At 63.9% G+C, this 22,037-nt stretch carries 27 protein-coding genes; 22 read left to right on the forward strand and 5 right to left on the reverse strand.

Annotated elements, in window-relative coordinates:
* Positions 1 to 353: 353 nt before the first annotated feature.
* From D477_RS10925 to D477_RS10945, 5 genes are read right to left on the reverse strand one after another with little or no spacing between them, the layout of a single operon-like run.
* Positions 354 to 767, reverse strand: a complete 414-nt coding sequence (locus tag D477_RS10925; RefSeq protein WP_150110081.1) for a hypothetical protein — start codon at positions 765 to 767, stop codon at positions 354 to 356.
* Between the two features lie 35 nt (positions 768 to 802).
* Positions 803 to 1,180, reverse strand: a complete 378-nt coding sequence (locus D477_RS10930; RefSeq protein ID WP_005269103.1) for a flagellar assembly protein FliW — start codon at positions 1,178 to 1,180, stop codon at positions 803 to 805.
* Positions 1,177 to 2,061: a flagellar hook-associated protein FlgL gene (flgL, locus tag D477_RS10935; protein WP_005269104.1), complete on the reverse strand. Its 885-nt coding sequence runs from the start codon at positions 2,059 to 2,061 to the stop codon at positions 1,177 to 1,179. Before flgL ends, D477_RS10930 begins: the two co-directional genes overlap by 4 nt.
* A gap of 7 nt (positions 2,062 to 2,068) precedes the next feature.
* On the reverse strand, positions 2,069 to 3,496 hold the full coding sequence (gene flgK, locus D477_RS10940; protein WP_005269105.1) for a flagellar hook-associated protein FlgK: 1,428 nt from the start codon (positions 3,494 to 3,496) through the stop codon (positions 2,069 to 2,071).
* Positions 3,497 to 3,505: 9 nt separating this feature from the next.
* Positions 3,506 to 3,988: a flagellar protein FlgN gene (locus D477_RS10945; protein WP_005269106.1), complete on the reverse strand. Its 483-nt coding sequence runs from the start codon at positions 3,986 to 3,988 to the stop codon at positions 3,506 to 3,508.
* A 352-nt stretch (positions 3,989 to 4,340) separates the two neighbouring features.
* Here D477_RS10945 and D477_RS21180 point away from each other — a divergent pair, with 352 nt between their 5' ends.
* The 22 genes from D477_RS21180 to D477_RS21185 form a co-directional block, all read left to right on the forward strand.
* Positions 4,341 to 4,856, forward strand: a complete 516-nt coding sequence (locus tag D477_RS21180; protein WP_005269107.1) for a hypothetical protein — start codon at positions 4,341 to 4,343, stop codon at positions 4,854 to 4,856.
* Between the two features lie 148 nt (positions 4,857 to 5,004).
* Positions 5,005 to 5,832: a flagellin N-terminal helical domain-containing protein gene (locus tag D477_RS10955; RefSeq protein ID WP_005269108.1), complete on the forward strand. Its 828-nt coding sequence runs from the start codon at positions 5,005 to 5,007 to the stop codon at positions 5,830 to 5,832.
* A gap of 135 nt (positions 5,833 to 5,967) precedes the next feature.
* On the forward strand, positions 5,968 to 7,317 hold the full coding sequence (gene fliD / locus D477_RS10960; RefSeq protein ID WP_043846618.1) for a flagellar filament capping protein FliD: 1,350 nt from the start codon (positions 5,968 to 5,970) through the stop codon (positions 7,315 to 7,317).
* Positions 7,318 to 7,326: 9 nt separating this feature from the next.
* Entirely contained in the window at positions 7,327 to 7,773 is a 447-nt protein-coding gene (gene fliS, locus D477_RS10965) for a flagellar export chaperone FliS (RefSeq protein WP_005269110.1), read from the forward strand.
* A gap of 489 nt (positions 7,774 to 8,262) precedes the next feature.
* A complete protein-coding gene (locus D477_RS10975) occupies positions 8,263 to 8,604 on the forward strand; it encodes a flagellar basal body rod protein FlgB (protein WP_005269112.1) in 342 nt (113 codons plus the stop codon).
* Positions 8,604 to 8,996, forward strand: coding sequence for a flagellar basal body rod protein FlgC (locus tag D477_RS10980; RefSeq protein WP_005269113.1), 393 nt, complete (start codon positions 8,604 to 8,606; stop codon positions 8,994 to 8,996). Before D477_RS10975 ends, D477_RS10980 begins: the two co-directional genes overlap by 1 nt.
* Complete coding sequence (gene fliE, locus D477_RS10985; protein ID WP_005269114.1) at positions 8,996 to 9,301, forward strand: flagellar hook-basal body complex protein FliE; 306 nt, start codon at positions 8,996 to 8,998, stop codon at positions 9,299 to 9,301. The genes D477_RS10980 and fliE overlap by 1 nt, the downstream gene beginning before the upstream one ends.
* Positions 9,301 to 10,890 carry a flagellar basal-body MS-ring/collar protein FliF gene (gene fliF, locus D477_RS10990; protein WP_005269115.1) on the forward strand — a complete coding sequence of 530 codons (1,590 nt, stop codon included), beginning with the start codon at positions 9,301 to 9,303 and terminating at the stop codon, positions 10,888 to 10,890. The genes fliE and fliF overlap by 1 nt, the downstream gene beginning before the upstream one ends.
* A complete protein-coding gene (gene fliG / locus D477_RS10995; protein ID WP_005269116.1) occupies positions 10,887 to 12,002 on the forward strand; it encodes a flagellar motor switch protein FliG in 1,116 nt (371 codons plus the stop codon). Before fliF ends, fliG begins: the two co-directional genes overlap by 4 nt.
* A complete protein-coding gene (locus D477_RS11000; protein WP_081608544.1) occupies positions 11,992 to 12,600 on the forward strand; it encodes a FliH/SctL family protein in 609 nt (202 codons plus the stop codon). The genes fliG and D477_RS11000 overlap by 11 nt, the downstream gene beginning before the upstream one ends.
* Positions 12,597 to 13,925, forward strand: a complete 1,329-nt coding sequence (locus tag D477_RS11005; protein ID WP_005269118.1) for a FliI/YscN family ATPase — start codon at positions 12,597 to 12,599, stop codon at positions 13,923 to 13,925. The genes D477_RS11000 and D477_RS11005 overlap by 4 nt, the downstream gene beginning before the upstream one ends.
* The gene (locus tag D477_RS11010; RefSeq protein ID WP_005269119.1) at positions 13,925 to 14,359 is read left to right on the forward strand and encodes a hypothetical protein; all 435 of its coding nucleotides are present in this window, start codon (positions 13,925 to 13,927) and stop codon (positions 14,357 to 14,359) included. The genes D477_RS11005 and D477_RS11010 overlap by 1 nt, the downstream gene beginning before the upstream one ends.
* Complete coding sequence (locus D477_RS11015) at positions 14,356 to 15,042, forward strand: C40 family peptidase (RefSeq protein WP_005269120.1); 687 nt, start codon at positions 14,356 to 14,358, stop codon at positions 15,040 to 15,042. Before D477_RS11010 ends, D477_RS11015 begins: the two co-directional genes overlap by 4 nt.
* Entirely contained in the window at positions 15,039 to 16,301 is a 1,263-nt protein-coding gene (locus D477_RS11020) for a flagellar hook-length control protein FliK (RefSeq protein WP_005269121.1), read from the forward strand. The genes D477_RS11015 and D477_RS11020 overlap by 4 nt, the downstream gene beginning before the upstream one ends.
* A gap of 16 nt (positions 16,302 to 16,317) precedes the next feature.
* Complete coding sequence (locus tag D477_RS11025) at positions 16,318 to 16,734, forward strand: flagellar hook assembly protein FlgD (protein WP_005269122.1); 417 nt, start codon at positions 16,318 to 16,320, stop codon at positions 16,732 to 16,734.
* A gap of 46 nt (positions 16,735 to 16,780) precedes the next feature.
* The gene (gene flgF, locus D477_RS11030; protein WP_005269123.1) at positions 16,781 to 17,950 is read left to right on the forward strand and encodes a flagellar basal-body rod protein FlgF; all 1,170 of its coding nucleotides are present in this window, start codon (positions 16,781 to 16,783) and stop codon (positions 17,948 to 17,950) included.
* A gap of 101 nt (positions 17,951 to 18,051) precedes the next feature.
* Positions 18,052 to 18,318: a flagellar FlbD family protein gene (locus D477_RS11035; protein WP_005269124.1), complete on the forward strand. Its 267-nt coding sequence runs from the start codon at positions 18,052 to 18,054 to the stop codon at positions 18,316 to 18,318.
* A gap of 29 nt (positions 18,319 to 18,347) precedes the next feature.
* On the forward strand, positions 18,348 to 19,145 hold the full coding sequence (locus D477_RS11040; RefSeq protein ID WP_005269125.1) for a motility protein A: 798 nt from the start codon (positions 18,348 to 18,350) through the stop codon (positions 19,143 to 19,145).
* Positions 19,142 to 19,939 carry an OmpA/MotB family protein gene (locus D477_RS11045; protein WP_005269126.1) on the forward strand — a complete coding sequence of 266 codons (798 nt, stop codon included), beginning with the start codon at positions 19,142 to 19,144 and terminating at the stop codon, positions 19,937 to 19,939. The genes D477_RS11040 and D477_RS11045 overlap by 4 nt, the downstream gene beginning before the upstream one ends.
* Before the next feature lie 84 nt (positions 19,940 to 20,023).
* Positions 20,024 to 20,929, forward strand: a complete 906-nt coding sequence (locus tag D477_RS11050; RefSeq protein ID WP_052510748.1) for a flagellar motor switch protein FliM — start codon at positions 20,024 to 20,026, stop codon at positions 20,927 to 20,929.
* A complete protein-coding gene (gene fliN / locus D477_RS11055) occupies positions 20,926 to 21,633 on the forward strand; it encodes a flagellar motor switch protein FliN (RefSeq protein WP_005269128.1) in 708 nt (235 codons plus the stop codon). The genes D477_RS11050 and fliN overlap by 4 nt, the downstream gene beginning before the upstream one ends.
* A gap of 2 nt (positions 21,634 to 21,635) precedes the next feature.
* Positions 21,636 to 22,037, forward strand: a 402-nt coding sequence (locus D477_RS21185) for a FliO/MopB family protein (protein ID WP_005269129.1), incomplete at its 3' end; no start/stop codon positions are given.

Here is a 22,037-nt window from a genome sequence, read left to right on the forward strand (position 1 = left end):
ACCATGAGGGCGTATTCGACGGCGGTGGCGCCGGTTTCTTCGCGCTGCAGGCGGGTCTTGATGGTAAAGCCGAGGGTGTGGAGGGAAGCGATGATGGAAAGCATTTGGGAAGCTCCTGTTTTTGTTTTTCCGGCTGGCCCTGCGCCAGCTCCTCCAAAAACATAGCAACCGATTCGCCCCGATTTGCTTGACTTTCGCCGACCTTATGATAAGGCTGAGCAAACCATTGGGCAGTGCCTGTTCCCTGCGGTTTTACTGTCCCTTTTCCCGGGTTTTTCCTGCGTTCGAAGAACCGGTTAAAGAGCGGGCGGCGTACCCTGGAACGGAGGGACGGTGGCCGCTGAGAGCCGGCTTCAGGGCCGGAAAACGATGTGGATCCTCGTGCCGCCGGAGCCTCTCCTGACTACACGCACGTCGACGGGCACGGGGTTCAGCAGAGCGCGGAAGCCCTCCTCGTCGGCAGATGACGAAACGTGGTTCCTTGCGAAAAGGTCCTCGGAGGCTATCTTGCGGCGACTGGTGAAGGTATTGACTCCGACCGGCGCGGCGATGCACGACGGGATGTTGGCCGTATACCGGTCCAAGGTGAAAACGCCGTTGACCTTGCGACCGGTATACGGATCTACATATTCTGCCCGGACCGGGATACGGATGTTATTGCGCTCGCGGTCAAAATGGGTTTGGGGTTTTATTGCGGTTACCAGGCCGACCGTTCGCCGGCCCTGCTTGGCCAGCGTCTTACTGTGAGGCTTCCTCAGCCAGCCCATCCAAGAAGCGCACATTCGAGTTCTTCTTGCTCGGTTTAGGCCAAAGGCAGTTCGGCGTCGAGCTCCCAGCCTTGTCCATCGAGGATGACCTGGGTGCAGCTGCCAGTCGAACGGTTGAGGATGATGGGTGCCATCAGGTTTACCGTGGTCTTGGCGTCTCCGGGCTTTGCTACGACCAGGACGTCGCAGTCTGCCGGCTCAGTCAGGCGGAGTTCCTGTAGCTGGGCATCAGTCACGACCGGGCGGTAGTCGGGAAGGTAGACGGCGGCGTCCAGGAGAAAAAGCCGGATGGCGGACGCTTCACGAGGCGTCAGCGTGTACAGTCCTGCCGCTTCCTCAACGGCGGTGAGCTCGAAATCAGTCAGGGGGCTCAAACCTGGCGGGGGAGCCGTAAAGGTCAGTGCCGCGCTCATCGCAGGAAGTCCATCAGCGTGGGCGGGAGCACCTTGGCAGTCACGCCGAGCGCAGCCTGGTAGTTCATGTCCTGGACATTGAGCTCCAGGAGCATCTCCGCCAGATCGACATCCTCGATCTCGGCTCGCTGCGTCTCCAGGAGGGAGACGTGTTCGGTATTCATATCCTGTGCCCTTAACAGCCGGGAATGGCGTGCGCCAATGGACGTGTGATTGGCAATGACGTTATCAAGGTGGACATCGATGTCTGCCACGCGAGGCCCGGTATTGAGACCGGCCCTGAGGTCGGCGGCGATCTGGCCCATCAGGGCAAAGACCGAGTTGTCTCCGTTGCCGAAAACGACCGCACCGTCGGCGTCGACGCGTATGCTCTGGCCTTCCGCGATGCGCCGCTCCACGGTACTGCCCGAAGCGCCCGTAAACGTAGGAGGTGTCCCGGTGAAGGCGGCACCGGCGTCGGAATTACCGGCGAAGACACTCCGCCCCAGGTACTTCGTATTTGCCTGGTTCAGCAGGTCCTTGCCTAAACCCTCGATCTCCAGGGCGATCGCTTCCCGTCCCGCCGTCGAAATCGCTCCGCTGCCTCCTTGGATGGCAAGGTCCCGGGCCTTGTTCAGGATGTTGGTGACGTTTGACATCGCCGTGTCAATGGTGGTCAGCCAGCCATTGCCGTTGTCGATGTTGCGCCCGTACTGCTCGGCAGCACGCTGGCTGGCCCGGACCTGCAGTGAGTTGGCAGTACCGGTGGGGTTGTCGGAGGGCCGCTCCATTTTCTTGAGGCTCGAGGCCTGATCCTGGGTTGAGGAAAGGCGGGCCTTGTTCAGCTGGAGATTGCGCTGTGCGCTGGCAGCCATCATCTGGCTGGTGGTTCTACTGATCATCTTGGAGTTACCTTCCCACGAGCCCGGTCTGGTTAATGAGCACGTTCAGCATTTCGTCAATGGCCGTCATGACCCTGGCATTGGCCTGGTAGGCATGCTGGTAGGTGAGGAGATTGACGCTCTCCTCGTCGAGGTCAACCGACGCGGACGACAGCTGCATGTTCACGGCTGATGCGTTGGCCGCTGCTGCGAGTTCACTGCGCTGGATATCGGTGCGGGCCGTTACGGCCAGCTTCGTGACGAAGCTGGCCCACACGCCGTCGGGAGAACCCGCCGCAACGCCGATCTGGGAGATTGCGTCTGCAACACTTCCGTCACGTCCGCCGGAGCCCGGTGCTCCCGCAGCGATGCCGGAGATGTCCGCGGGGACAATGGTCAGCCCCAGTGCCGGCGGAAGCTGCGGACGGAATGCGAAGAAATCATGGCCGGTAGTGCCGGCCGGAGTCTGGCCCGTCCGGTGCACGCTATTGACAGCGGTGGCCAACTGCCCGGCGAAAGCGTTATAGGAGGCAGCCGCCTCCGCGACCTCACCCCCGGCGCCGTTGGTCGCAGCCGGGGCGAGGACGGAAAGGGCACCCGCGATGGTTCCACCGGCCAACGCGATGGGTGACCCGGGGCGGTGCGCCCACTCGAGCTGGACCGGGGCGGCAGCAGCATCCTGCATCCGGTAGCCCCCGGTGAGCTGGACCGGCCTGAAGGAATCGGCGCTGACAATGGCATTGCCACCGATGAGGATTTCCAAGGTGCCGTCACCTGCGTCACGCACCTCGCCTCCCGCCAAGGAAGCGATCGATGCGGTCAGCAGATTCCGCTTGTCCATGAGCTCGTTGGCGGGGCTGCCGGCGTTCAGCGCGGAGCGGATCTCTCCGTTGAGCTCCGCCACCTGCGCAGCAGCAGCATTGAGCTCTTCGGCCAGCGAGTCCAATTGCGTTCGTCCGGCTGACCACTGGGCCTCGATCTGGGCATAGCCGTGCGAAAGCTGGGCGGCCAGCGCGCCCGCTTCTTCCAGCAGTACACTGGCCGGGGCTGCTTCCCCGGCATCGTTCGCGACATTCTGCCATGCGGCCCATACATCCTGCAGCTTGGCGGAAAGCCCGTTTTCGCCAGGTTCCTGCATGATGTCTTCCAGTTTCAACAGTGCTTCGGCGCGTGCAGCCGCATAGCCGGCGTCGGAGGCGGTAGCCCGCACCCGCGTGTCCAGGAAGGAATCACCCAACCGGCTGATGGCATCAATGCTGACCCCTTGGCCGGCGGTAGGACCGCCGGCGAACAGACCGGTCTGGGCCGTGGCGCCGATGGCGGAGGTCTGGATCCGTTGCCGTGTATAACCTTCCGTGCCCGCGTTGGCCACATTCTGCCCGGTGACGGCTGATCCTTGCCGGGCCGCGTTGAGCCCCGTGAGGGCCGTGCTCAGTGATCCGAAAGTGCTGCTCACTATCTTTCCTTAGAGTTTCGTATCGAAGAGCCTGGAGCCTTCGGCGTCGCTGGTCATTCCATGGGCGTTGTACAGTCCGGCCTCGGCACGGTGGCCGGCAAGCGTCTCCTGCGTCGAGCGCGAGGCGGCGCGGAGGAACTGTTCATTGGCATCCCGCAGTTCGCGAATGCGCTCGGTTTGTTCAGTCATCGCCTTCAGGTGGGACATCAGAATGTCCTCCCACGGACCATCGGGAGCAGCCTGGGCCAATTCCCGAAGCGTGGCGTCTCCTTGCAGCCCCCATTCCCTAGCGACGGCAGAGACTTCGAGGGCGCGGGCAAGTCCTGCGCTGCGCACCCTGTCCAGGGTCTGCTCAACTTCCAGGGTGGCATGGTGCAGCCACTTGGACTTGCCGGCGGTGAGGAGTAATTGTTCTTCCTCGAGCTTGAATGTCAGGAGTTCAAGCATCTCGCGTTCGCGCCAGAGCAGCGCTGACAGCTCGTGGATTGCCATACTGGTCCAGGACTCCCTCTGAATCTCCCTGTGCACACCTTGCCGGCGGCACCCTTTCAACCTCACTATCGGCACGAAGGAGGCCCATGTAAGGTCCGTAGCCAGCAAGTCTACGGATCACTGAGAAAGCGGCCCAATCGCGGGCGTTAGGAGCATTGCACGAAGGATCTGCAGGAATTATGGTCAGGCCTTCCTCAGCTTTCGAACAGGAAGCTCTTTTTCGGTCTCATAGCCCTGTTTCGGTAGCTAACGTTGTCGGCGACGGCCCTGCTTTGGCCGTCAGCGGCCGGCGAATCCGCCCCGCTTTCATGTGCAGCCGTCATCCGGAGGCACCAGGAGTCAAGGAGGCGGGATGCCCGCACACATTTCGGGGCAGCTGACGCTGGTCTCCCGGGAAATTTTCGATACCTTCCAAGAGGAGCTGCAGGATCCGGGCATTTGCTACCGCTACTTGCTTGACTACCTGCGGATGTGGGATTGGCGTTACCTGCGGCTCTCTCGCGCCGTCAGAGCTGGAGATGCCGAGACGGCCATGGACGCGATCCTGAGCGCGAATTCTTCTGCCCGTATGGTTGGGGCCTTGCGCTTGGCTGCGCTGGCCGCCGAATTCGAACAGCGCCTCAAAGAGGGCGGCATCCCGGCAGTTGTGCCTCTACTGGGTGGGATCGCGATGTGCGGCCAGCTGACCATGGCCGAAATTCGGCGAAACTTACCAATCAATGATGACGGGGATAGGGCCCATGACGGGACTGAAGACATCGCTGCCGCGACAGCAAAGCCACAGACTCCCGGCCTCTCGAAAACTGCTGAGCGAGTGTTCAACGCCTTAGCCATCCACTTGCCATTCAGACTGGAGCCAGGCCATTAGAGCCCAGATTCAGCCGGCTGAGAAAATATTTCAAGAAATTTTCTTGGTTTACTAACGCGGAGCCAAGCGCCGCCGATTGGTAACTGTGTCGGGCCACGGATGGACCGGCGAACATCATCAAGACCCTTATTTCACGGAGGAATTCATCATGGGTTTTCAGATCAACAACAACCTGGGCGCCAATAACGCGTTCCGTAACCTGAATAACACGCAGAACGACATGAACAAGTCGCTCGAGAGGCTCTCCAGCGGCTTGCGTATTAACCGCGCCGCTGACGACGCAGCCGGCCTCTCTATCTCCGAGGGTCTGCGCTCCCAGGTGTCCGGTCTTGGCGTTGCCCAGCGCAATACCCAGGACGGCATCTCCGTCATCGGCGTCGCAGAAGGTGCACTGTCCGAGGTCCACGCTATCTTGCACCGCCAGCGCGACCTGGCTGTTCAGGCAGGCAACGACTCGAATAACGCCGCTTCTCGGACCGCGATTAAGACCGAGTCGGACGCCCTGTCCGCCGAGCTTACCCGCATCGCCGCTTCCACCAACTTCAATGGGATCAAACTGCTCGACGGCAGTGATACCGCGCTGACTTTCCAGGTCGGCGCCGGTGGTGTTGCCGCTGAGGACCAAATTGATGTCGCCCTGTTTGACGTCACAGCTGTCGCGACTGCCACAGCGGCGCTGACCTTCGACAGCTCGACCAACGCTGCCGCATCAGTTACGGCTTTGGATACTCAGATCGCGGCCGTCTCAGCCGCACGATCCGGTCTGGGTGCCTCCCAGAACCGTCTGGAGTCGGCCGGCAAATCGCTGGCTGTCGCCAAGGAGAACCTGGGCGCCGCCGAGTCCCGCATCCGCGACACCGATATGGCGGAGGAGATGGTTAAGTACACCAAGGCCAACATCCTCTCCCAGGCGGGCGTCTCCATGCTGGCGCAGGCCAACCAGAGCAACCAGAGCGTCCTGAAGCTGCTGGGCTAAGCCTGACGCTCTGTCTCGCAAAACCGCCGGTTGGTGCCGGGAAGGGCCCTATCCTTTCCCGGCACCTCCGGCGGTTTTGCTTCCGGCGCGTTCACATCATCGCCAACGCACGCACTACCTTCGAAAGGTATTATCGTGGGACTCTCCCTCAATGGCCTAGCTAGCGGATTGGATTCTGCCGCGCTGATTACCGCAATGATGGACGTCGAGCGGATTCCGCAGAACATTCTCAGGACCAAGGTTTCTGCGGTGCAGACGTTCACGACAGCCCTGCAGGATCTGAACTCCAAGATCGCGAATCTTACCGTGTCGGCAACCGCCTATGCCAAGCCAGACTCTGTTCAGGTCTTCTCCGCCACCACTAGCTCAGCCGACGTCACCGCGACTGCCGGTGCCGGTGCCACCAGTGGCGAAATTAGCATTACCGTCGGCCAACTAGCTGCCAGGCATACCGCAGTCACCGCCGGGGTGAGCGCCTGGCCCGATGCCTCGGGGACACTCAGCATTACCAGGGCAGGCGCCGACCCCATCAACATCACGGCGGCCTCGAACTCCCTGGATGACGTAGCCAAGGCTGTTAACGACGCAGGCGCTGGAGTCATCGCCACCAAGGTCGCTGTCGGCGACGGTACTTTCAGGCTCCAGTTCAGCGCCACTGAATCTGGAGCAGCTGCAGTTTTCGACATCACTGTCGGCGGCACTAGCGTCTTCGCCGAGCCCGAAGCTGCAGTGGTCGTCCAAGGTCAGGACGCCAAGGTCACCTTGTATGCTGGCACCCCTGCCGCACAAACCCTCTCGTCGTCTTCGAACACATTTACCGACGTGCTGCCCGGTGTGTCCATCACGGTGGGCGCCACAAGTACCGTCCCGGTCTCCATCTCGGTGTCCAAGGACACCGAAGCCATCGCCAAGAAGGCCGGAACCCTCGTCGAACACTTGAACACGGTTCTCGGCTTAGTCAAACTGAAGTCGCAAGTCAACACCACAACCGGCGCTGACGGTTCGCCGAAGGCTACTTCCGGGATTTTCAGCTCCGACAGTGGTATCCGCTCCATCAGTCAAGGGCTGACGAATGCGGCCACTTTTCCGATTGGTGGACGGTCCCCGTCCGAAATCGGCATCAGCATCACTAAGGACGGACTGGTCACCTACGACGAGGAAAAATTCAAGACGGCGTTGGCCAAGGACCCAACCGGCACCGGAGCGATGTTCCAGGAGATCTCGGCCAGGGTGGCTGCCGCTGGCGAGAACGCCTCCGACAAGTACGACGGCCAGATCACCCTGAAGATCACCGGCCAGGATAGGCAGCTCCGATCGCTGAACGACCAGATCTCCAGCATGGAAACGCGACTGGCAAAGCGCGAAGAGTACCTCAAGGCCATCTATGCAGCATTGGAAGTATCAATGAGCAATATGAATTCCCAGATGTCCTACTTGTCCTCCCAGATCGCCTCCCTGCCCAGCTCTTCCAGCTCCGATGAGTAAGGATTCCGAGTGACGACGAATTTTGTCCCTCAACGAAACGAGTACCTGCGCCATCAGGTGCTTTCTGCTACTCCAGCCCAGCTCCTGGTCATGTTGTACGACAGGTTGGTCCTGGACCTGAAACGCGCCGAGGCGGCTCAGACGGGGCAAAACTGGGCGGTGGCATCCGAACAGTTGTTGCACGCCCAGGCCATCATCACCGAGTTGTCCAGTACCTTGAAGACCGACGCTTGGGACGGCGCGGACGGGCTCTTTGCCACCTACACCTATGTCAGCAGCGCCCTCATGAACGCCAACATTCACCGCGACGTCGAACTTACGCGGGAAGCTATCCGGCTCACTATCCCACTGCAGGAGGCTTGGCAGGAGGCTGCAGCGTCGCTGCCTGGACATGCATCAGTGAGCGCCACACTATCCAGCGGAAACCCGATCAGCGGGAGCCTTGGTGTCGGCTGAGCGAGGGAATGACGAATGGGCCGCCATTTTGGACAGTATGGAGGCGGACCTCGTCCGGGCATTGCAGCAGCTTGAGGGTCATTCAGATCCCGTGATGGAGGTTGCGCAGTGGACGCCTCCCGTTGGAGCCGGGGCTGTACCAGCCGAGCTGGAGGAACGGGCACGCAAATTGCTGGCGAGCCAGGCCGAGGTAGCCGGCATGCTTGCCGTGGCTAAACGTCAGACTGCGCAGCATCTCGATGCCGTATCGCGGATACCCGAGCCGGACAGGCTCAGGGAATCAATTTATTTGGACATAACCGGCTAGCTTCAGAGCGAGCAGAGAAAAAGGGATCTTCGGAGGCATCATGCTTCTGAAGGTCCTTTTTCGCATTCTGCTAACGAAGAATGCGTCGTTGCCGATAGTTCAAGTTGGAGCACGGATTGCTCAGCCTTCAGGCCATGGATCGGCCACCCTTCTGACTTTTGTTCTGACTGGAGCATCCCCGCGTGTTTGAATCCGTGACGTCCGTAGCGATCGAAAGCGCCCTCGACGGCCTCTCGCTGCGGCAGAAAACCATCGCGAACAACATCGCCAACGTCAACACCCCGGGCTACACCGCAAAGCGGGTGCAGTTCGAGGAAGCCCTGGCCGATTCGATCAGCCGGGGCGACGGGTTCACCGCCGCGACAGTGGAACGTTCCCTCGAGCCGACCAAACTCGACGGCAACAACGTGAACCTCGATACCGAGACCCTCTCAAACATCGACACGGTGCTGCGCTACCAGTTTGCAGCGCGCGCTGTTGAGGGCACGTTCACCAACGTCCGTACCGCCCTGAGGACCAACTGATGACTTTCGACGCAATCGGCATTGCCGGAACCTCGCTGACCGTGCACCGCAAGTGGCTGGATGCAGTCTCGGACAACCTTGCCAACGTGAATACCGCCACCAGCACCGACGGCGAGGCATTCCGTGCCCGGTACGTCATTGCGCAGGAAGGCGCCGGCACCACGGGCGTCTATGTGGCAGGAGCCGACTGGGGCGACGCAGAGGGGCGGATGGTCCACGAGCCCAACCATCCTCTCGCCGATGAGGACGGCTACGTCCGCTACCCGGACATCGACATGAGCGAGCAGATGTCTGCGCTCATCATGGCGCAGCGCGGCTACGAAGCCAACGCCGCCGTCGTTGACCGCGCCAAGTCAACCTACGAAGCAGCGCTTCAAATCGGAAGGTCCTAATGCCTCTGTCAGCGATTCCCCCGATCCAGGGCGTCACGGCCACTGAGTACCTCCCCTCCGTGCAGAACGTCCAGGAGACGGACGGCTCCGCTTTCGCCTCTGTGCTCACCGGCGCCGTCGACAATGTCCAGAACCTGCATGGCGTCTCCAACGAACTCTCGCTCAAGGCCGTCACCGGCGACCTCGACGACATCCACGACGCGACCATCGCCTCCACCCGGGCATCCGTAGCCCTGGAGCTGGTGGCCGCAGTCCGCAACAAGGGCGTTGACGCCTTTAACGAGATCATGAGGATGCAGGCCTGATGCCGCAGCCGATCAACGCGCTCTGGACCCGCTTTAGCGGCGCCGTCGGAGGGTTCAGCCTGGCGCAGAAGACCATCGCCATCATCGGCCTCGCCGCAGTGATCCTCGGTGCGGTTATGGCCTACGCCTGGCTCTCCAAGCCCTCATACACCCCGCTGTTTTCCGGCCTCAAGGGCGAAGATGCGAACACCATTGTCGAGCAGCTGCGCACCGATGGAGTGCCTTACGAGCTTGCCAACGGCGGATCCACGATCCTGGTGCCGGAAGAGCACGTCTACGACCAGCGGCTGAAGGCCGCGTCATCCGGGTTGCCCGCGGATTCCAGCGGCGGATACTCGCTGCTGGACGACATGGGGGTCACCTCGTCGGAGTTCCAGCAGTCCGTCACCTACAAACGCGCCATTGAGGGTGAACTGGCCGCCACCATTGGTGCGCTCGACGGCGTACAAGCGGCGTCCGTCCAGCTTGCCCTGCCGGAAGAAACCGTCTTCGCCAAGGAGAAAGCGGACCCCACGGCCTCGGTCTTCGTGGAAGCAGCGCCAGGTACTTCGCTCACTGACGACCAGGTACAGGCGGTCGTCCATCTGACCTCGGCTTCGGTCGAAGGAATGAAAGCGGAGAATGTCGCCGTCATCGACGCGCAGGGCAACGTGCTCTCGGCCGTCGGTGTAGGAGCCACGGGCTCAACGGACAAGCAGGCTTCCGATTACGAGCAGCGAGTATCAGCTGCAGTCCAGTCCATGCTGGACCGCGTGGTCGGACCGGGAAATGCCACCGTCGCCGTAGCCGCCGACATGAACTACGAGTCCGGAGAGCGGGTGGAAGAAACCTTCACCACTCCCGAGGATGCACCAGCCTTGAACGAATCGACCACGACGGAGACCTACACGGGTACCGGCGGGGGAGCCGCTGGTGTCCTGGGGCCTGACAACATCGCAGTCCCTGAAGGCGACAACGCCAACGGAAACTTCGAATCGGAATCGGAGACACGGAACAACGCGGTCAACAAGACCACCCAATCCACCGTCATCCCGGCCGGTACCCTCAACCGGCAGACGGTCTCAGTGGCCGTGGACGCAGCTGTTGCCGGCGGCGTCGACGTCCAGGCGCTCGAAGGGCTGGTCAATACCGCTGCGGGTATCAACGCCGAGCGCGGTGACGCCGTCACTGTCGAGGTCCTGCCCTTCAACACTGCCGGGGCGGATGAGGCCGCCGCCGCGCTCCAGGCTGCCAAGGAGGCAGAGGAAGCCACGCAGGCGCAGGAGCTGCTGCGGACCGGAATCATGGTGGGCAGCGTTGTCCTGCTGGTCATCATCATGGCCGTCATCTTTGCCTTGCGGAACCGGCGCCAGAGCCGCGAGCTGATCGACCTGGGCGAGGAGGATGTGCCCACACCGGCCGAACTGAACATGATGAAGGTGACGCCGATCGACCCTGCACCGGCAACCTCCGCGATCAACATTGAGCTGCCGCCTGCCCCCAAACCGATTCCGGCGGACCGGGCACGCAGCGAAATCGAAGCCTTGGCGGCGCATGATCCGAAGAAGACCGCCGATTATCTGCGAGACCTGATGGAGGTGCATTCGTGAGTACGGAAACTGTGGAATCCGTGGCAGGGGCCACCGAAGCCTTCCAGGCGGCGCCCGTCGACCACACCGAGGCCGCGGCATCGGAGGTCGTCCCGAATACCACGGTCTTCGGCCTGACCGGCGTGCAGAAGGCCGCCGTCGTCCTGATGCAGATGTCGCAGGAACGGGCTGCCATGGTGATGCAGCACTTCACGGAACTGGAAGCCGAAGAGATCGCGTCGGAAATCATGAAGATGCGCTCGGTCCGGTCCGACGTCGCCGAGCAGATCATGCTCGAATTCCACGGCGTGACGGTCCGAGGAAAGCGCCTGGCACGCGGCGGCCGAGACTTCGCCGCCGGACTGCTCGAAGCGTCCTTTGGCTCCGAAAGGGCTGCCGGCCTGATGAACAGGATGGCCTCGACGCTGGCGGGCAAATCGTTCGAATTCCTTGGCGATGCTGACGCCAACCAGTTGCTGGGCATCCTGGACGGCGAGCTCCCGCAGACGATGGCCCTCGTCCTGGCGCACCTGCGGGCCGACGTGTCCTCGGCGGTCATGTCTGGGCTGAGTGAAGGCCAGCGTGCCGACGTGGCGCAATGCATCGCCACGATGGGCGCCCCGACCCCTGAAGCGGTCTCCATCGTCGCGGACATCCTCAAGGTCCGTGCCGGCGCAGTAGTCCCGCCGCGCGAGACCGTCGAGATCGTTGGCGGCATCCAGCCGTTGGTTGACATCATCAACCGCTCCGACATTGCCACCGAAAAGTCGGTCCTGGAGGCCCTGCAGGCCCGGGACCCCGAACTGGCCGAGGAGGTCCGCTCCCGCATGCTGACCTTCGTGGACATAGTGAAGCTGGAACGCCGCGACATCCAAGCGATCCTCCGCGGCGTCGCCCCCGACGTTCTGGCCTTGGCCATGCGGGGCGCACCGGTTCCGGTGATCGACGCCATCGAAAAGAACGTCTCCGAGCGCAACCGCGAAATTTTGCAGTCGGAAATCAAGAATGTCGGACCGGTCCGGATGTCCCTCGTGGAAGAAGCCCGCTCCGAAATTGTCCGTGCCATCCGTGAACTGGAAGCCGAAGGCTCCATTACCGTGCGCCGTGGGGACGAGGACGACTATGTCTACTGAGACAGGGTTCTCTCCTCTTACCTACCCGAGCCTCCAACCGCGCCAGCATGAGCACGAAGATATGAAGGCCCGGGCCGAGGGGCATGCCGCCGGGTTCGCCGCCGGCCTGCGCGATGCCGCAAAACAGGCTGCTGCCGATCGCAAAAGGCTTGAAGATGAGTACCTAGCCGCGCGCGTTGAAGTGGAAGCCCGTGCCGACCGTGCCGTCGCTGTTTTGAATAATGCCGTTGACGCACTGAACGCCCGGACGCTGCCCGTCCTGGAAGCCATCGAAGAGGCCCTGGCCCAAGCCGCCTTGGAATTAGCCGAGGCGATCATCGGTTACGAGCTGGAGGCCGGGGAAAACCGGGTCCGCTCCGTGATTGCCCGCGTACTCAACCCGCAGACGTCGCACGCCGTCCACACTGTCCGGATGAATCCGGCTGACCTGACACTGCTCGATGACAGGGTACGGGCCGAATCCGGCGTATCGTTCGTCGCAGATGCTTCCCTGGCGCCGGGCGATGCCCTGGCCGAATACCCCGATGGCCTCCTCGACGCCCGGCTGTCCGCCGCCCTGGAACGCGTGCGTTCGGTGCTGCTCGGAGCCCCGGCATGAACCGCCTCTGGCGTCCGGTTCAGGGCCGCTTCACGGCCGCCCTGAAAGCGGGCGCGCCGGAATGCGTCGGGACGGTCTCAGCCGTCGTCGGCCTAGGCCTCGAGGTCTCCGGGCTGAAGGGGTCGGTGGGTGACCTGCTCTCGGTCGGCGATGGGCATAGCCGCGTCATCGCGGAGGTGGTTGCAGCCGAAGGGCCGCGCCTGCGCTGCATGCCGCTGGGCCGTGCCTCCGGTTTGGGAACGGGCTCGCCCGTCCGGTCCGACGGCGCGTCCATCCTGGTGCCGACGGGGGCGGGGCTCTTTGGCCGGGTCATGGACGGCCTCGGCCAGCCGATCGACGGCAAGGGGCCTCTGGACGCGGATGGTTTTGTCTCCCTGGACAGGGAGTCGCCGAACTCCATGGAGCGGGCCCGCATCTCGGAGCCGCTGGTCACGGGCGTACGGGTCATGGATACCATGACGACCATCGGGAAAGGCCAGCGCATGGGGCTCTTCGCCGGCTCCGGCGTCGGGAAATCTTCCCTGCTGTCCATGATCGCCCGCGGAACGGATGCAGAAGTGTCCGTCATCTCCCTGGTCGGGGAGCGCGGCCGAGAGGTGCGCGAGTTCCTCGAAGACGACCTTGGCGCCGAAGGCCTGGCCCGCTCCATCGTCGTCGTCGCCACATCGGACGAACCTGCCCTGATGCGGCTGCGCGCGGCCTTTACGGCCACGCGCATAGCCGAATCCTTCCGCGACCGCGGGGCACACGTGATGCTGATGATGGATTCGCTGACGCGCGTGGCCATGGCGCAACGGGAAATCGGGCTCTCCGTCGGCGAACCGCCCGCCACTCGGGGCTATCCGCCCTCGACCTTTTCCGTGCTGTCCCGGCTGCTCGAACGGGCCGGCACCGACCGGACCGGATCCGTGACCGGCATGTACACCGTCCTGGTGGACGGGGACGACCATAACGAACCCGTGGCCGACGCCGCCCGCTCCATCCTCGACGGACATATCGTCCTGGATCGCCGGCTGGCCGTGGCAGGGCACTTTCCGTCCATCGATGTCCTCGGTTCCATCTCCCGCGTGGCTTCCAAAGTGAATCCCCGGGAGTACGGCGAACTGGCCAGCCGGCTGCGGAAGGTGCTTGCGGCGCGGAAACAGGCACAGGACCTGATCGACGTCGGCGCCTACCAGAGCGGCGCAAACCCGCTGGTGGACGCAGCCTTGGCCCACGAAACGGCCATCAACCATTTCCTGCAGCAACGCATGGACGACCAAACTCCCGCAACCGAAGCGTGGAACCGGCTGTCCGGCCTGTCCCGACTCCTAGGAGGCTCCTGATGTCACGAACGTTCCCGCTTGCCGGACTGCTCCGACTGCGCCACCTCCAGCAGGACAGCGCCGCCGGTTTGCTGGCCTCGGCCAACAACCGCCTGGCATCCACAGAAACTAAGCGGGACAGGGCAGCCGCGGAGCTCGAAGCCTCGACTGCCGAAGCGACCGACGCAGCCACCCTCGCTGCAATTGCAGCATCCCGCGCCGCATCGCGCTCCCTGCTGCACGATTTGGACGCCCTGAGGCAACAGCAGCGGCGTGATGCCGAACGGGCGCAGGCGGCATTCAACGCCGCGCGCGCACAGTCGATCGCCCTGGAAAAACTCGAAGCACGACACGCTGCCAGCGAAGCCTTCACTTTCCTGAAGGCCGAGCAAGGCGCCTTGGACGAAATGGCCTCCGTGGCGAGGCAACGCAGAACTGAAGGAATCTCACAATGAGCATGGTCGATACCGTCGGCAGGATCCAGCAGATCCAATCGGCGCTCACCGCACTCAGCACGCCGGTACCACCCGCCAGCCCGGAACCGGCTGCTCCGGCCGCTCCCGCCGCCGCACGCAACGCCTCGGCCTTTGCCGATGCACTGAACGCCGCCGCTGCTACCGGTATCCTGCCACCCGCGTCCGGCCTCGGCGGCTCGGACGCTGCCGCAGGCCTTGGCGGGCTGGAAGCAGCCGCAGGGCTTGGCAGGCTGGACGCAGCCGCGGGTGCCTCCGCTGTCGGAAGCGCCGCTCCCGCTGCGGGTTCCGGTTCCGGAACAGCTGTCGAAGCTGCCGCCCAAAAGTACCTCGGGCTGCCCTACATCTGGGGTGGAAACGATCCCGCAGTGGGACTGGACTGTTCCAGCTTCGTCCAGAACGTGTTCAAGGACCTGGGCTACCCGCTGCCCCGCACCACTTGGGACCAAGTCAACGAAGGCACCCCCGTTGCCTCCATGGCGGACGCCAAGCCCGGCGACCTCCTGTTCACCTTCAATACCGGACACGTTTCCATCTACCTCGGCAACGGCAAGGCAGTGGACGCTCCTCAGCCGGGCCAGACCATCCAGATCCGGGACCTGTGGGAAAACGATTCCAACGTCACCGCCATCCGGCGCATCATTCCTGACGGAGCGGCGGCGTGAGCGCCATCCCCATAGCCCTGCCCGCGCAGACTCCAACGACGGCGGGAGCCGGTTCCGCTCCTACTGCCGCCAAAGTGCCGGCAGGAGTATTCGGCCTGGCGCTGCAGGAAGCCATGGACGTTTCCGGCGAAGCAGCCTCCGGATCAGGGTGGCTGCTGCAGGCGCAGGGCTCCGAGCCGGATCCGGAAGCCGGGCTACTCCCTGCCGACGGCGTGGCAGCCCCGCACCTGGACGCTGCCGCGGCGCTTTCGCACAGCGGGTTTCCTGCGGCCCATCCTTCGGTCTCGGTTGGCGCCGGACATGCGCCGATGCCCGTTGTGGTGGACGGTACTGCGGCATCCGCTGCCGAGGGACAGGTTGCGCCGCCCGAGGGGGCCGGGCCTGCCCTAGATGCTGCCGGACTGCCGGCAGCCCTGTCCGGAGCCGAACGGGGTGCAGTGGCTGAGAAAGCCACGCCGCCGGTGCAGTCCGGATGGTCCATGGCCCAGGCAGCGAAAACGGCAATCGTGCCGTCGCCGGCAGCTGGTGCGGAAGCACACCAGGTTCCGGTCCTGCCTGCCCCGGCCGCGGCTGCCTTCGACAAGACAGCTTCCGCCGTTGCGTCCGCGCCCCTTCCCGGCACCACTGCTGCGCCGGCTCCCGGAACGGCTGCTGCCCCTGGAACGGGTCTCCCTCACGGGGCAGCGCTAGCGATTCCGGCAGCCGATCCCTTAGCGGCGCAGAGCACGCAGGCTGCGGACTTCCCGGCGGCACCCATGGTGCCCGCTGGCACCGGCCAGACCGGCTCCGCTGCACAGGTTCCGGCAGTCACGGCGCCGCAGCCGCCGGCAGCCTTGCCGCTGGCCACGCAAGTGGCACGTCCTGTGTTCTCGCTGGTCCAGGCTGGCCCGGGCGAACACACCATGACCCTGAGAGTCAGCCCGGAGGAACTCGGGCCCGTCACAGTACGCGCGCACATCGGTGCCGACAACAGCGTGCGGGTGGAGCTCTTCGCGGTCAACGATGCCGGGAGGGAGGCGTTGAAGACCGTCCTGGCGGAACTGCGGCGTGATCTTGCAGCCAGCGGCCTGAACGCCAACCTGGACCTGTCAGCGAAGAACCTGCCCGCTGACGCTGGTACGGGCCAGGGCCGCCGGGACCAGGAAGCGCCAGGACCGGGAGACAGCCGGCCCGGTTCCGCACGGCCGGAGGCCGAAGAGCCGCCGGCCGGCCGCCGCAGAACGTTCGCTTACGGATCATCGCTCGACGTGATGGCCTGAGAAAAGGAGATAAGACTTGCCTATCGACGCCATCGCAGCGCCTTCCGGCTCCGGCATGTACGCCGTCCAGCCCTCCCGGGCACCCAAGCAGGAGATCGACAGCGAGGTATTCATGTCGCTGCTGGTCACCCAGCTCCAGCACCAGGATCCGGGTTCGCCCATGGATACCAACGCCATGATCGGACAGACTACCCAGCTGGCCATGATGGAGAAACTGACCGAACTCTCCGCCCAGGGCGAGGAAGCCTTTGGCCTGCAGATGCGGGCTGCGGCAGCAGCCTTGATCGGGCAGACGGTCGGCTACACCGGCAGTAACGGCGAAGCCCTCACCGGCAAAGCCGAATCGGTGTCCTTCGAAAACTCCGTCCCGCAGGTCAGGATCGGCGGGGTCTCTGTAGCCCTTGACGAGATCTCCGGCCTCTCCGCGCAATAAACCCTGAACAGACTCGCTCAGCAGTACTACTGAAAGGCAGCAGACCATGCTTCGTTCCCTTTACTCCGGCATCTCCGGGATGCGTTCGCACCAGACCATGCTCGACGTCACTGGCAACAACATCGCCAACGTGAACACCGCGGGCTTCAAATCATCGTCAGTCCAGTTCCAGGACACCCTGTCGCAGATGCAGCAGGCAGCAACGCCTGCCCAGGCAGGCCAGGGCGGCACCAACCCCGCACAGGTAGGCCTGGGCGTCCAGGTCGCCAGCATCTCCACCAACTTCGCCCAGGGCTCGGCGCAGGCTACCGGCAAGGCCACCGACGTGATGATCGGCGGTGACGGGTTCTTCATGCTCAACAAGGGCGGAGAGCAGCTCTACAGCCGCGCCGGCTCTTTCGACTTCGATTCCATGGGCCGCCTGGTGTCTCCGGACGGCGCCTTCGTGCAGGGCTGGCCGGCCGTGAACGGGCAGGTCCAGGCAGGCGCCGGTGTCGGCAACATCGTCCTCGACCCGGAGAATGCTGCCCCTGCCGTCGCCACCACCACCGCAACGGTCAGCGGCAACCTGCCAGCGGAGACGGCGGTGGGCGGAGAACTGGTCCGCGACATCGAGGTCTTCAACGAAACGGGCACCGCCCGCACCCTGACCCTGACCTTCACACGGACCGCAGGTGGATGGAATGTGAACGGCAACGATGGCGCCGCGAACGGGGCAACGGCCCTCACTTTCACCGACGGCCGGCTGACGGGCGGAGGGAACCTGAATGTAGGCGGAGTGGCCGTCGACCTGTCCGCAGTCTCGGGCTACGCAGGACTGGCCAACGTGTCGGTAACCGGGCAGAACGGCAGCCCTGCCGGCACCTTGGAGTCCTTCACCCTTGGCAAGGACGGAACCATCACCGGTTCCTTCAGCAATGGCGACAAGGTCGCCGTCGGACGCATCGCCATGGCCAACTTCGCCAACCCGGGCGGCTTGGAGAAGGCTGGCGGCTCCACCTACCGTGCGACCGGCAACTCCGGCAATCCCGAGGTCGGCACGGCGGGTACCGCCGGGCTGGGCCAGCTCTCCAGCGGCTACCTCGAAATGTCCAATGTGGACCTGTCGCAGGAGTTCACCAACCTGATTGTCGCCCAGCGCGGGTTCCAGTCGAACGCCCGCATGATCACCACCTCCGATGAAGTGCTCCAGGAACTGACCAACCTCAAGCGCTAAAAAGGATCGCCCATCGGCGGCCCCGGACCTAACCGAAGTGCCGGGGCCGCCGATTGTAGGGGAGAGAGGTCTGCTCCGGACCTATAGCGGCAGGAAGAAGCATGATTGTTGTAACCCGGTTGAACGGGACGGAGAAGTTCGCCGTCAACCCCGACCTAATTGAACGCATCCACGCCAGCCCCGACACGACCTTGGTCATGGTCGGCGGCGCACGGCACATCATCGCGGAATCATTGGCCGAAACCATTCGGCTCGTCACGGCCTACCGGGCCCGGATCATCGGCCTGGCGCAGTCGGCCGATGTTGGCGACCAGGGGCAGCACCCCTACCTGAGCATTGTCCATCCCCTCGACGACCCGGCCCGCTGACGCAGGCACCACGCACCGGAAAGAACACCATGGATCCAGCAACAATCATTGGCCTTGTCATCGCCTTTGGCGCGCTCTACGCCATGATCTTCATGGAGGGCGCGAGCATCTCCTCCATCCTGCTGCCGGCGCCCATGGTCCTGGTGCTCGGTGCAACTATTGCCATCGGCATCGCCAGCTCAACCCTCAAAGACGTCCTGCAGGCGGCAAAGGCGCTGCCCAAGGCCTTCCGGGGAAAGACGCCCGAACCGCAGAGCAGCGTCGACGAACTGGTGCGGCTGGCGGAAAAAGCACGTACCGACGGACTGCTCTCGCTCGAGGCGGAAGCTGCCGAGGCCACCGACCCGTTTCTCAAGAACGCCCTCCAGAACATCGCCGACGGCACGGACGGGGAGGACCTGCGCACTATGCTGGAAGACGAAATCAACACGCGCAGGAAGTCCAACCACGCCGTTTCCAAATTCTTCATGACGCTCGGAGGCTACGCACCCACCGTCGGAATCGTCGGCACGGTGGTGTCCCTGACGCACGTTTTGGAAAACCTTGCGCAGCCGGACGAACTCGGCCACATGATCGCTGCGGCCTTCGTCGCGACGCTTTGGGGACTGCTCTCCGCCAACTTCATTTGGCTCCCGATCGGCAGCCGCCTGGCCCGGCTATCCGAACTTGAGCTCGACCAGATGTCTGTCCAGCTCGAGGGCCTGCTGGCCATCCAGGAGGGAGCGCAGCCGCTGCTGCTGGGCGAGCGCTTGACCGCGATGATTCCGGCCCACAAACGCGGGGGCAAGTCCAAGCCTGACAAGGTGACCCTGGAGGACGCGGCATGAGCCGGTCCCGCCGGCGGAAGCAGCCGGAGCTGGAGGATTTCCACCCGGATGAGCGCTGGGCCGTGTCCTATCTGGACATGGTCACCGTCCTGATGTGCCTGTTCATCGTGCTGTTCTCGATGTCTTCGGTGGACCAGCAGAAGTTCGTGCAGCTGAAAAACTCGCTGGCCACGGGCTTCGGCGTGGAAGAAGCCGGCAAAGTCGATACCGCCGAGGGCGTGGTTGTCCCCGCCGAAATGGTCGATCAGAAGGGCGAACCGACCGACCTGGAACTGGCCCTGGCGGAAGTGGACGAACTTGAGGACCTTCAAAAGCGGATTACGGCAGCCCTTGAGGAGGAGGGCCTGGCAAAGACCGTGCGCTTTGGGCTCGACAAGCAGGGGCTGACCATGCGGATGGTCAGTTCCGAAACGTTCTTCCAGCCTGACAAGGCGCGGCTCACCCCGACGGCAACCAAGGTGCTCAAGATTGCCGCCACCGAACTGAACGTCACGGACCGGTTCGTCACTGTCGAGGGCCACACGGCCCGGCTTCCCGACGACCGCTATGTCCTCGACTGGGAATTGTCGACCGAACGCGCCGTCAATGTGGTGCGCTACATGATCGAAAAGGGTGGAGTGGACAGCACGAGGCTGAAGGCCAGCGGCTACGGGGAGTCGCGACCCTTGAACAAAGGCAGGACCGAGGCCGAGCTCAAACTCAACCGCCGGGTTGACATCGTCGTCCAGTCTGACGAATCCGAAGCGGTCAGGAACCTGATACCCAAGGTCGTGGAGGAACGCTCCGGCCACTGATGCGCACCGCAGCGCCAGGGCGTTAGGTTCCGGTCGAGGGTCCAACTGCTTACGACGGCGGGGTGCCCGCCGATAGTGGTCTACGTGACCCCCCAAAACACCACCAGATCCCTCCGGGGCGCCGCCGCGCGCACGGTCGAAGTCTACGACTTCCGCCGCCCCACGACCCTGGCCCGTGAGCACAGCCGTGCCCTCGAAGTCGCCTTCGAAACCTTTGCCAGGCAGTGGGGGACCCAGCTCACCGCCAAGGTGAGGGTCAAGTCGCAGGTGACTTCCGAGCAGGTCATGATGCAGACCTATGACGAATACGCGGCCTCCCTGCCCGCCACCACGGCCATGGTCATGCTGAAGCTCGAAGGCTTCGACTCCAGCGCCGTCGTCCAATTCCCCACTTCCTCCGCGCTGTCCTGGGTGGCCAGGATGCTAGGCGGAAACGGCAGCCTTCCCGCGCCGGACCGCAAGTTCACGCAGCTCGAGCAGGCCCTCGTCAAGCGACTGATGGAAGACGCACTGGAGGACCTGCGCTACTCGCTGGGACCGCTGCTGCCCACCGCCGTGAGCCTCAACAGCATCCATTACAACTCGCAGTTCGCCCAGGCCGCGGCCCCCAATGACCTGATGGTGGTTTCCCAATTCGCCATCCTCGTGGGGGAAAACCGGGCCACGGCCACTGTGGCGCTGCCCGCCGAACTGCTGATGCCCCAGCTCGGCGCCGCCAACCCCACTACCAGCCTGGAAGAAGCGCCGGGCCTGCTGCGCCGGCAGATGTCCAGCGTGCCGGTCGATGTTTCCATCGGACTCGTCCCGTCCGCCGTCAGGCCGGAAGCCATCCTGAACTTAACCGTGGGCGACCTGGTTCGCACCAAGCATCCGTCCCAGCGGCCGCTGGAAGTCACCGTCGCCGGACAGCGCATAGCGCAAGCGGCCTTGGGCAAGAACGGGCCCCGCCTGGCCGCACGAATCACCGACATCGAGGAGAACCGAGCATGAGCATTTCCACCCAGTCCCTTTCCGAGCGGGCAGCCGAGTCCCTGGTTGGCCTGTTGCCGTCGGCCGCCCCGGTCACCCCGGTGCCGGTAGCCGACCGGGCCACGGTGTCGGGCAAGGTCTCCAACGCAGTGATGGCCACCTACGTCGGCGCGAAGTCCGCGGACGTCGCCGTGGTGCTGCACACGGCGGCTTCGGTCGCCGATGCGGCGGGAACCGACTCGCCATTGATCTCCTTCAAGGATGTCCTGCGCCCGGCGCTGGAAGGTGCAGCAAGTGTTCTTGGCGAGGGGGTGCTCAGCGCAGCCCGCAACGAGGACGCCTCGGACCTCTTTGCGGATCCGGAGACGGCCGTCTTCGAACTGACGGCCGACGGAAGCACCGCCGGCTGGTTCGCCATCCGCATTAGGCTGCATGGAACGGTCAATGACAGTACCCGCACGCTGGGCAGCGTCGCCGACAAGCTGGGCCGCATCAACAATGTGGAGATGACCCTCACGGTGGAAATTGGGCGCACCCGCATGTCGGTGCGCGATGTGCTGGACCTGGAACCGGGCGCCGTGGTGGAGCTGGACCGTTCGGCCGGTGCCCCTGCCGACATCCTGCTCAATGGCCGGCTGATCGCCCATGGCGAAGTAGTCGTCGTCGACCAGGATTTCGCGGTTCGGATCACCAAGATCCTCGACGTCGCAGAAGGCATCAACTAAGCATGGACTCCTTCATCCTCGTCCTGAGGGTGGTGCTTTCCCTCGGGGCGGTACTCACCGTGCTCTGGCTCGCCCAGAAGTATGCGCGCCGCCGGCTGAAAGTCGGCGGCAGCGAACAGCTGGTCAGCGTCGTGGCCCGGCAGGGAATCGGACAGAAAGCCGCCGTCGTCCTGGTCGACGCCGACGGCAAGCGCTTCCTGCTCGGCGTGACCGAGCAATCGGTGAGCATCCTGCACACCGCAGACGCCCCCGAGGTTGAAGAGACGGACGAGGAGGGTGCTGCTGCCTTCTCGCGCAAGCTGGCAGAAGCCTCCGGGGAAAAGGCCTCGGCGGCCGGCGCTGCGGCGGCCGGCGCTCCGGCAGCCGGACCGCTCGCTGGTTCCATCCTGGCTCCCTCGACCTGG

Source organism: Arthrobacter crystallopoietes BAB-32 (genome assembly GCF_000328305.2).
In the GTDB taxonomy this organism is placed as follows: Bacteria; Actinomycetota; Actinomycetes; order Actinomycetales; family Micrococcaceae; genus Crystallibacter; species Crystallibacter crystallopoietes_A.